This window comes from Microbacterium sp. BF1 (genome assembly GCF_019279095.1).
In the GTDB taxonomy this organism is placed as follows: Bacteria; Actinomycetota; Actinomycetes; order Actinomycetales; family Microbacteriaceae; genus Microbacterium; species Microbacterium maritypicum.
Genome location: NZ_JAGYWT010000057.1, coordinates 1 through 8,822 on the forward strand (window position 1 = coordinate 1; position 8,822 = coordinate 8,822).

The 8,822-nt window shown below is 67.7% G+C and carries 12 protein-coding genes and 1 pseudogene; 9 read left to right on the plus strand and 4 right to left on the minus strand.

Going from position 1 to position 8,822, the window contains the following annotated elements:
* Positions 1 to 400 (plus strand): sulfurtransferase (locus tag KZA10_RS03575; RefSeq protein WP_256934353.1); only part of this gene is annotated, 400 nt, incomplete at its 5' end.
* Here the strand turns inward: KZA10_RS03575 and KZA10_RS03580 are convergent.
* Positions 388 to 1,311 (minus strand): hypothetical protein, encoded by a 924-nt coding sequence (locus KZA10_RS03580; RefSeq protein ID WP_055866636.1) that lies wholly within the window; start codon positions 1,309 to 1,311, stop codon positions 388 to 390. The two genes, KZA10_RS03575 and KZA10_RS03580, sit on opposite strands and share 13 nt — an antisense overlap.
* 305 nt (positions 1,312 to 1,616) lie before the next feature.
* On the opposite strand from KZA10_RS03580, the gene KZA10_RS03585 reads away from it, so the two are divergent.
* The 3 genes and pseudogenes from KZA10_RS03585 to KZA10_RS03595 form a co-directional block, all read left to right on the plus strand.
* Entirely contained in the window at positions 1,617 to 2,267 is a 651-nt protein-coding gene (locus KZA10_RS03585; RefSeq protein ID WP_218682193.1) for an acyl-CoA synthetase, read from the plus strand.
* Positions 2,264 to 2,620, plus strand: a complete 357-nt coding sequence (locus KZA10_RS03590) for a hypothetical protein (RefSeq protein ID WP_017829767.1) — start codon at positions 2,264 to 2,266, stop codon at positions 2,618 to 2,620. The genes KZA10_RS03585 and KZA10_RS03590 overlap by 4 nt, the downstream gene beginning before the upstream one ends.
* Before the next feature lie 58 nt (positions 2,621 to 2,678).
* Positions 2,679 to 3,497, plus strand: a pseudogene (locus KZA10_RS03595) (MFS transporter); the annotation flags it as partial.
* On the opposite strand, the gene KZA10_RS03600 reads toward KZA10_RS03595, so the two are convergent.
* Both KZA10_RS03600 and KZA10_RS03605 read right to left on the minus strand, forming a co-directional pair.
* Positions 3,490 to 3,660, minus strand: a complete 171-nt coding sequence (locus KZA10_RS03600; protein WP_218682194.1) for a hypothetical protein — start codon at positions 3,658 to 3,660, stop codon at positions 3,490 to 3,492. The pseudogene KZA10_RS03595 and the gene KZA10_RS03600 sit on opposite strands and share 8 nt — an antisense overlap.
* Positions 3,661 to 3,665: 5 nt before the next feature.
* Positions 3,666 to 4,436: a hypothetical protein gene (locus KZA10_RS03605; protein WP_256934354.1), complete on the minus strand. Its 771-nt coding sequence runs from the start codon at positions 4,434 to 4,436 to the stop codon at positions 3,666 to 3,668.
* Positions 4,437 to 4,614: 178 nt separating this feature from the next.
* Here KZA10_RS03605 and KZA10_RS03610 point away from each other — a divergent pair, with 178 nt between their 5' ends.
* From KZA10_RS03610 to KZA10_RS03620, 3 genes are all read left to right on the plus strand, one after another.
* Positions 4,615 to 5,142: a methylated-DNA--[protein]-cysteine S-methyltransferase gene (locus KZA10_RS03610; protein ID WP_055873828.1), complete on the plus strand. Its 528-nt coding sequence runs from the start codon at positions 4,615 to 4,617 to the stop codon at positions 5,140 to 5,142.
* A 110-nt stretch (positions 5,143 to 5,252) separates the two neighbouring features.
* Positions 5,253 to 6,110 carry a LuxR C-terminal-related transcriptional regulator gene (locus tag KZA10_RS03615; protein WP_218682195.1) on the plus strand — a complete coding sequence of 286 codons (858 nt, stop codon included), beginning with the start codon at positions 5,253 to 5,255 and terminating at the stop codon, positions 6,108 to 6,110.
* Between the two features lie 94 nt (positions 6,111 to 6,204).
* Positions 6,205 to 6,549 carry an Lsr2 family protein gene (locus KZA10_RS03620; RefSeq protein WP_031205549.1) on the plus strand — a complete coding sequence of 115 codons (345 nt, stop codon included), beginning with the start codon at positions 6,205 to 6,207 and terminating at the stop codon, positions 6,547 to 6,549.
* Between the two features lie 48 nt (positions 6,550 to 6,597).
* Here the strand turns inward: KZA10_RS03620 and KZA10_RS03625 are convergent, their stop codons facing one another.
* The gene (locus KZA10_RS03625; RefSeq protein ID WP_081603847.1) at positions 6,598 to 7,245 is read right to left on the minus strand and encodes a MarR family winged helix-turn-helix transcriptional regulator; all 648 of its coding nucleotides are present in this window, start codon (positions 7,243 to 7,245) and stop codon (positions 6,598 to 6,600) included.
* A gap of 88 nt (positions 7,246 to 7,333) precedes the next feature.
* On the opposite strand from KZA10_RS03625, the gene idi reads away from it, so the two are divergent.
* Both idi and KZA10_RS03635 read left to right on the plus strand, forming a co-directional pair.
* Positions 7,334 to 7,855 (plus strand): isopentenyl-diphosphate Delta-isomerase, encoded by a 522-nt coding sequence (idi, locus tag KZA10_RS03630; RefSeq protein WP_055865130.1) that lies wholly within the window; start codon positions 7,334 to 7,336, stop codon positions 7,853 to 7,855.
* Between the two features lie 3 nt (positions 7,856 to 7,858).
* On the plus strand, positions 7,859 to 8,822 hold a 964-nt coding region (locus KZA10_RS03635), incomplete at its 3' end, for a polyprenyl synthetase family protein (protein WP_256934355.1).

The following is an 8,822-nucleotide window of genomic DNA, read 5'->3' on the forward strand; positions in this document are numbered from 1 at the left end:
CCGGGAAGGCGGCAGCCTCGTCGATCGAGATCGCATCGCCGCCTTCCCGGCATCCGGTGTGCTGATCGATGCCCGTGCTGCCGATCGGTATCGCGGCGACTCCGAGCCCTACGACCCGGTCGGCGGGCACATCCCCGGCGCGCGCAACCTTCCCGAACCCGTGCACTTCGACGCGCAGGGGCGCATCCTCGATCGAGAGACGATCCTGGCGAGCTTCGCTGAGGTCGGCGTGGCCCCGGGGACGACGGTCGCGGCGTACTGCGGTTCCGGTGTGACGGCCGCCCACACGGCGCTGGTCCTGCACGAGGTCGGCATCGACGCGAAGGTCTTCCCCGGATCGTGGAGTCAGTGGTCCAACACCCCTGGCCGCCCGGTCGCGACGGGCGATCAGCCCGGCTGATCCTCGCGGGGACCGTATCCCCAGTGCAGGCTGAGGGCGCCGGGGCCGAACGCCCTGCGCACCAGATGCACCGACGTTCCGCGCGGCGGCGGCAGCGGGGTCACCGTCACGCCGTCCGGCGTCTCGACGTGCTCCTCGCACCAGTCCGGGATGGCATCGGGGTGAAAGCGCGTCCACACCAGCAGCTCTCTGGCCTTCTGAGCCACGGCGTGACCGGTGTCGCGCGTCTGGGGATAGTCGGGCGGATACTCGACCGACCATTCGACCATCGCGGTCTCCGGCGCCGTCAGAGGCACGTCGAGCTCGAACAGCACCCCGTGCACCTCACCGTCCGGGTGGGAGTATCGAGCGGCGATCGTGCCGCCGGACACGGCCGCCAGCTCCGGTGCGGGGGTGCGCACCCCGGGGTTGATCTCCAGGAAGGGGATCGCCGTGATGGTGCCCACCGTGGACTGCACGATGCTGCGCGTGATGCTGGAGGCGATGTTGCCGTCGGCGCCCACATCGGTCACCGAATGGGTCGTGAGCTCGCGCGAGGTGTCGGGATACGGGGCGCCGAGCGCGCGGAAGGCCTCGATCACCGCCAGCTCGAGCTCTTCCTCTTCGATCGGGAACTGGTTCGGGCCGAGCGGCCCTGTGCGGTTCGTCGAGCGGAGAAGTCTGCTCAGTGCGCCGACGTCGAGCCCGAGGAGCTCCTCGATGTCGGAGAGCGCGGCCAGCGACTGCACGCCCTCCGGCCGTCGCGCGCCCGATCGCCAATAGCTCAGCGTCGCCATGGACACGCGATTCCCGCGTGCCTTGAGCTGCCGCTGCAGCCACGACAGCGTCACCGGCTTGGCGTTTATCGCGTCGCGCAGGGCGTTCGCGAAGTCATCGGATTCGGCTCTGCGCGCGTCATCTTCGATATTCATCACAGATCCCCTCCGGTATGTGAAGATCAGCGCCTTAGAGTGAGCATACGACCGCACGCGCGTACCTCAGGGGACCGGGTAGGCATGTGGGGTCACTTGGCCGTATTCGCAGGCAGGGTTCCCAGTCCTGCGATCACCGGCCTGACGCAGTGATGCCCCCCTTGCTGCGTATGTCGTGAAGCCCGGCAATCGATCTGGGGAGATCAGCCGGGCTTCACGAATCCTCCCTCCGCGCGGCTCCCGGCGTTGCGTCTGCGCAGCCCCGCGTAGACTGGGAGCAATACCCCGGAGGACTCTGGACCGTCATGTCTGCCCCTGCTCGCGCATTCACCATGCGCCACGTGCAATTGCTGCGCGCTCTGTTCGCCGCAGTCGCTGCGCTGATGATCACGTTCTCGTCCGATCACTCGGCACCCGTCGGTCTGTCCGTCTTCAGCGGCTTCGTCCTCATCACCGCCCTCGTGCAGGTGCTCGCGGCCTGGCTGGTCGTTCCCGCAGGGTTGCGCTGGTCGTACGTGCTGCTCGCAGCGGTCGGCATCGTCGCCGGCATGGTGAGCGGCATCCCGGCCTGGCGCTCCGATGATCTGTTCTTCGTCGTCGTGTCGTCCTGGGCGATCGTCAGCGGCGGCATCGAGGTGCTCGCCGGGATCCGGGCTCGTCGCACCGGCGGCATGCTGTCCCGCGACGCGATCTCCGTGGGGGCGCTGGGTGTTCTGCTCGGTATCGTCCTGCTGCTGATCCCGGCCGGTTTCCTGCAGGAGTACACGATCGACAAGGCCGGCACATTCGTGCTCTCCGGCATCATCCTCGGTGTCGGCATGTTCGGCGGCTATGCGGCGATCGTCGCCGTCTTCCTCGGCATCGCCGGCCTCACGCCGAAGCAGATCGACGCCGCGACCGCGGCATCCGATTCGAACGACAGCGCCGCTCCCGCGGAGCACGGAGGAGAGCGATGAGCGACGAGAAGCCCACCCGCCGGGACATTCTGCGGCCCCTGCACCTGCTCCTCATCGCGGCCGGCTGCGGCGTCTTCGCCATGGTCGTCACGCTGGTCTCCACCGGTGCCTTCACGTCGCGGGTGAACGCGTCGATCGCGAACGGCACGTACGACGGGCTGACCCCGTTGGCCCTGGGCCTCGTCGTCGGCGGTGGGGCCTTCATCGTGACGCTGCTGATCCTCGCGATGCTGATCCTCGCCGTCGACCCGGCCGACGTCACCAAGACGATCGATCGTCCGGTGCTGTACGACGAGGAGCCCGAGGGAGACGACCCCGACTCCGAGGCGACCGGCCGCCGCGCCTCCTCCTGATCCGCGCGTATCGCGCACCGGTCGGAATATCGGTGCGACCGATCGGCTTGTCCCTGTAGTGACTGCCTCCGTCGACCGCGCCTCCATCGGACTCCGGTCGGAGCGAGGCCCCATCCTCGGCGCGCTCATGCTCGCCACCGGCCTCATCGCGATCGACGCCACGATCCTCGCGACCGCGGTGCCCAGCATCGTCCGCGATCTCGGCAGCTACCAGCAGTTCCCGTGGCTGTTCTCGGTGTATCTGCTCGCGCAGGCCGTGAGCGTGCCCATCTACTCCCGATTCGCCGACACCGTGGGCCGAAAGCCCATCATCCTCCTCGGCATCGTGCTGTTCCTGCTCGGTTCCCTCCTGTGCGGATTCGCCTGGAGCATGCCGGCGCTGATCGTGTTCCGCATCATCCAGGGCATCGGCGCCGGTGCCGTCGCCCCCATGGCGATGACCATCGTCGGCGACATCTACACGGTCGCCGAGCGCGCCAAGGTGCAGGGGTATGTCGCGAGCGTGTGGGCCATCTCTTCGGTCGTCGGTCCGGCACTCGGCGGAATCTTCGCCCAGCTCGACGCCTGGCGGTGGATCTTCTGGATCAACATCCCGCTCTGCCTGATCGCCGGGTGGATGCTGCTGCGCAACTACAAGGAGCAGAAGCAGACCCAGCGCCACAGCATCGACTACGCGGGAGCGGTGCTGCTCACGATCGGGTTGACCGCGGTAATCCTCGGCATGCTGGAGGGCGGCAACGCCTGGGCATGGTTGTCCGTGCAGAGCGCGCTCTGCTTCGGGATCGGGGTGATCGCCCTCGTGGCCTTCGGTATCGTCGAGCGCCGCGTCGCCGAGCCGATCGTCGACCTGCGTCTCGCGGCTCGTCGGCTCATCCTCTGTTGACCACGGCCTGCGACGCTACCACCGAAGACTCCATGTCGGCCGTGATGGTCACCCGGGCCGTCGCTGTGACGGTCTGACCGGGCAGCAGCACTCCCGGCTCACCGGGCCACACGTAGTCGAGGTCGGACAGTCCCGGATACAGGTCCGAGATCTGCACCCCGGTCAGCGTCGTCGTGCCGGTGTTGGTGGCGGTGTATGATGGTCGAGACTGCCGCCGTCGCGGGACATCACGCCGGACACATCGGCGAACGTCGAGACGACCAGGCGCGGCTCGACCGAGAAGGTGTCGATCGAGCGCGTCAGCGCGCGCAGGCTGTCGATCACGGGCTGCGGTTTGAAGATGCCGCCGTCGTAGGCCAGCGCGGCGAGGGCTACGGCATCGATCGTGAGGCCGAAGTGGTCGCGCGCGATCCGCACGAGTTCCGGGTTCACCTCGAAGGTTCCCTGGAGCTTCAACTCGAAATCGGAGTGGTGGCGGCGGATGGCCAGCGGGCGCAGCAGCACGGGGGCGGCGAAACCTGCGCCGCCGATGCGCCACCGTGCGACGCCCACGGCGAGATGCACCGCTTCGATGCCGCGGACCGTACGCAGTTCGGTGTTCTTCGCCGTGATCCGCTCCGCGGCCAGTCGTGCCGTGCGCAGTCCGACCTCATCACGGAAGAGGTTCGACAGCAGCGTCGACTTCCCGGTGATGAACTGCGGCAGGCTGCCCGGGTGCGCCTTGGAGATGTCGATGCCGGACTCCGGGGTGTCGCGGAAGCTGACCAGCGGCGAGGGGCCGCCGAGATCGGCCGCTTCGGCCCTCAGACGCGTGCGCTCGGCCTCGGCCGCGTGCGCGATCTCGATGCCCGTCGTGGTCCCGTGCAGGTCGCCGATCGGCACAGCAGGGTCCACCGCTGTGTCGTCCGCAGACTTGTCTTCACGTCGCCACACACTGACACCCTAGGCGCGTGACCCGCGGAGGCGCGGTATCCCGGGCGGGTTTCCGCCGAATTCCGCCGTCCAAGAGGCAACCTGCACTCCTCCTGCCCGGTGTGGTAGCCGCTCGCGTTCTCCACCCGGAGCGGCCGGCGCAGGACTCCGAGTCGGATCGGGCGGTCAGGATGGGGGCATGACCTTCCGCTACGACTTCGCGCCGACACCGTTCGGCGATGCTCTCGCGGTGTTCTCCGACGAGGGCATCGTGCGCTTCGACCTCTCCGAATCCGAAGACCCGCGCGTGCCCTGGCTGCTCGAAGGCGTCTCCCGGCAGCTGAGCGCGGTGCCCGAGCCCGACCCCGGTGCCGCCGACGAGCTCGCACACCTGCTCGCCGAGTACTTCGACGGCGAACCGGTGCGCTTCGAGGAGCACATCCGGCTCGACTGGCGACTCGTCGACGGGTTCGCCCTGACCGCGCTGCAGACGATCTGCGACATCGGGTGGGGAGAGACGATGAGCTACGGAGAGGTCGCGGTGCTCGCCGGGCACCCCGGTGCGGCGCGCGCCGTGGGCACGGCGTGCCGCATCACCCCGTTCTCGATCATCGTGCCGGTGCATCGCGTCGTGCGCTCCGACGGGAGCGCTGGTCAGTACGGTGCGCACCCCGAACGCAAGCGATTCCTGCTCGACCTCGAGGCGAGCAGAGCCGCCGGCCGCTGATCTCGTGGGCCCGGCGTGTAGGCCGCCGGGCCCACGCGCATCTCGACGTGAGTGATATCGTCGACGCTACGAAACGGGGAACTGCGTCGTCACCCCGGAAGTAGGTAGTCGTGTCCTCACCCGTCACCCGCGAATCCGAGGCGGATCTCATCGCCAATGCGGTGCGCGAGCTTGCGAGGCGCACGCGCTTCCCGGTCGCGTTCGGCGGCCTCATCGAAGAAGGCGTCGTGAGCGTCACCAGCATCGTCGGTGCGCGCACCCGATCGCTGGACGGTCTGCGCGTGCGGCCGGAACGTGGACTCGGCGGACGGGCGATGATGGAACTGCGCCCCAGGATGACGAGCGACTACGGGTCTTCGCAGCAGATCACGCACGACTACGACGTCTTCGTGCTGGGTGAGGGACTGCGCACTCTTCTCGCCCTTCCGATCGTCGTCCAGGGTCGTTCTCGCGGCGTGCTCTACGCAGGAGGCTGGGATGAGGAGCGGGTCGGCGGGGTGACCACCGCTCCCGCCATGCAGGTCGCGCAGTCCGTCGCCGACGAACTGCGCATCCGCGACGAGGTGCAGCGACGGATGCAGGAGGCGCCCCTCGGCGTCGACAGCGTCGCACCGGCGCACCGGGAGGAACTGCGTCAGAGCTTCGCGGAACTTCGCAGCATCGCCGCCTCTGTCGACGACGTCGATATCCGCGCGAGGATCGCGCACGTCGAACGCCGACTCATGACGCTCGTGGGAAGCACATCCGCGCCGGCGACAGGCCCCATCCCCACGGTCCGCCTCTCCCCCCGCGAGACCGATGTGCTCGCGTGCGCGGCGCTCGGTTCGACGAACGCGGAGATCGCCGCGCAGCTCGGCCTGCGCGAAGGCACGATCAAGGCGTACCTCGGAACCGCGATGTCGAAGCTCGATGCTTCCACGCGTCATGCGGCTGTCACCAGAGCGCGGCGTGCGGGACTTCTTCCCTGACCACAGGGAATTGACTTATTGCTTCGCGTGAATACCATTGCGCTAATGATTGTTCCGACTTGTCGCATTTCGTCCTGACGGGTAAAGTCCCCGTATGGCAAGACGAATTGTGCATCAGCTGGTAGACGACATCGATGGCAGCGTCCTGGAGGTCGGCGAGGGCGAGACTGTACATTTCTCGCTCAACGGCGCCGCTTATGAGATCGACTTGAACTCCGCGCACGCCGATGAATTGCGCAAGGCCCTCGAGCCTTACGTGACTGCGGGGCGAAAGGCCGGCTCCTCGAGCGCTCCTCGCACCTCCGCGGCTCGGAAGCGGCCCGCGCGCAACCCCGAGGTCGCAGCCATCCGCGCCTGGGCGAACGAGAATGGGCACAAGCTCTCCGAGCGCGGCCGCATTCCCGCACAGGTCGTGGACGCATACAACGCCGCACACTGACCTCGGTCGCAATTAAGCAGCACTTCCGCCTGCACCGGCAGGCGGGTATTAAGCGCCTCCCTGCAACCAGGGTTCGTCGCGGAGCGTGATCTCTTCTGTCATATCCATGAGGAATCGGATCACGACTTCCCTTTCGGCAGGCGCGAGTCGGGCGGCAGAATAGAAGCGCTTCGCCTGCTGCCGTCCGACGGTTTCCATCGCGGCATGACGCGTCTGCGCGGTGATGTTGATCTGCAGCGCCCTGCGATCCGTCGGGTGCGGGGCACGCGTGATGTGCCCTCCCTGTTCCAGACGGTCGAGAAGCTTGGTCGTCGCCGCGGTCGAGACCCCCAGGTGATGCGCGATCCCTCCGGGCGTCGCCACCAGGTTCCGGTTCGCGCACACGATCAGATAGTGCAGCGCGCGCATGTCGGTCTCGTTCAGGCGCATGTATCGACGCGATGCCTGGGAGAGCGTCTGCTCCGCCTCGCGCAGTCCGGCGAGCGCCTCCATGACCCTCGAGATCTGCTTGAGCTCCTCCGGCGAGACGCCGGTCCGGTCGATCAGGACACTGCGAGGATCGCTCGCCTCGACGTCGTAGATGGCCGAATGGGTCAACCCGTCCGGGGCCGCCCCGGATGACCGCGATCCTTCGCCTGCGACGGGGAGCGAATCCTGCGCACCCGCGTGCGGGGTGGTGCCGGGCTCCGTGTCCATGCGATCATGTTACACACCAACAGTTTCATGCTAAGTTGACTACTCACCAAGTTAGATAAATGGAGAAGCTTCAGAACAGGGAGATGCCATGGACGACGTGACCCTCCTCGCGGAAGACGGGACAGCCATCGGCACCCTTCCCAAGAGCGAAGTCCATACCCACGACACTCCCCTGCACCTCGCCTTCTCGTGCTACGTCCTCGACCGCGAAGGACGACTGTTGCTGACGCGCCGAGCACTCTCGAAGAAGACCTGGCCCGGTGTCTGGACGAACAGCTTCTGCGGGCATCCTCGGCCCGACGAGGCGATGTCCGATGCCGTGCGTCGACACGGCGCCGGCGAGCTCGGCCTGCAGCTCTCCGAGATCCGGATGATCCTCCCCGATTACCGCTACCGCGCGGTGGATGCCAGCGGAATCGTCGAGAACGAGATCTGCCCCGTGCACGTCGCGGTCTTCGACGGCGAACCCGCCGCCAACCCCGACGAGGTGTCCGAATGGACGTGGGTCGCCGTCGGTCCGCTCGTCGAGGCCGTCACGCATGCGCCCTTCGCCTTCAGTCCCTGGCTGGTCGAGCAGCTCCCGCTGCTGCGGCGGCTCGGCGAGGTGTGAGAGATGAGCACGACGACGACGGAAGAATCGCTGGGGACACGGATCGAGCAGGCCCTGCGACACCGCTTCTCCGAGCGGAGCGCCGCCGCCGAACGGTACGGGAGCGAGTTCGTCGGACTGTGGCAGGCGGCTGAGGAGCACGCTCTCGGTGGAAAGCTCATCCGCCCGCGTCTGCTCCTGGACCTCGCGCGTGCTTTGGCACCCGCCCCTCTGACCGCCGACGAGATGCGCTCCGCCATCGATGTCGCGGCCCATGTCGAGCTGCTCCACTTCGCCTTCCTCCTGCACGACGACGTCATCGACGGCGATCTGATGCGGCGGCGGCGCCCCAATCTGATCGGTGCGCTCGTCGCAGGACGCCCGGCGGGCCCGACCGAACCCGCCCTCCACTGGGCGCGCTCGAGCGCGATCCTCCTCGGAGACCTGCTGCTGTCGTCGGCGGTGCTGGGATTCGCGCGGGCGGGCGTCACGGACGAGGCCCGCGAGCGTCTGCTCGGCCTACTCGAGGAGACGATCTTCGAGACCGTCGCCGGTGAGCACGCCGATGTGGCACTCAGCGACGGCATCATCACCCCCGATCTGCGGACGATACTCTCCACGAGCGCGTACAAGACCTCGACGTACTCCTTCGTGCTCCCGCTGCGGGCGGCCGCGGTGCTCGTCGGCTCGTCGACCGCGGCAGAAGATCACCTCGCCGTGATCGGCCGGCACCTCGGCCTCGCCTATCAGCTGCAGGACGATCTGCTCTCCGTGTTCGGCGACCCCGATGAGCACGGCAAGGACCCGTTCTCCGATCTGCGGGAGGGCAAGGAGACCGCGATCATCGCCTACGCGCGTATGAGTGTCGCCGCCGGCGTCACGTTGCAGACCTTCGCCGATGTGCTCGGTCCTGAAGCCCGAGTCATCCGCTCGATGCCCAACACTCCGTCGACCGTGCGCAAGGGCGTCACCGGTCTCGCCGCCGGCG

What these genes read in the sequence shown, in the direction of transcription:
- KZA10_RS03580 (WP_055866636.1), bottom strand. Translation starts at nt 1,311, where the DNA reads ATGAATATCGAAGATGACGCGCGCAGAGCCGAATCCGATGACTTCGCG.
- KZA10_RS03585 (WP_218682193.1), top strand. Translation starts at nt 1,617, where the DNA reads ATGTCTGCCCCTGCTCGCGCATTCACCATGCGCCACGTGCAATTGCTG.
- KZA10_RS03590 (WP_017829767.1), top strand. Translation starts at nt 2,264, where the DNA reads ATGAGCGACGAGAAGCCCACCCGCCGGGACATTCTGCGGCCCCTGCAC.
- KZA10_RS03610 (WP_055873828.1), top strand. Translation starts at nt 4,615, where the DNA reads ATGACCTTCCGCTACGACTTCGCGCCGACACCGTTCGGCGATGCTCTC.
- KZA10_RS03620 (WP_031205549.1), top strand. Translation starts at nt 6,205, where the DNA reads ATGGCAAGACGAATTGTGCATCAGCTGGTAGACGACATCGATGGCAGC.
- KZA10_RS03625 (WP_081603847.1), bottom strand. Translation starts at nt 7,245, where the DNA reads ATGGACACGGAGCCCGGCACCACCCCGCACGCGGGTGCGCAGGATTCG.
- idi (WP_055865130.1), top strand. Translation starts at nt 7,334, where the DNA reads ATGGACGACGTGACCCTCCTCGCGGAAGACGGGACAGCCATCGGCACC.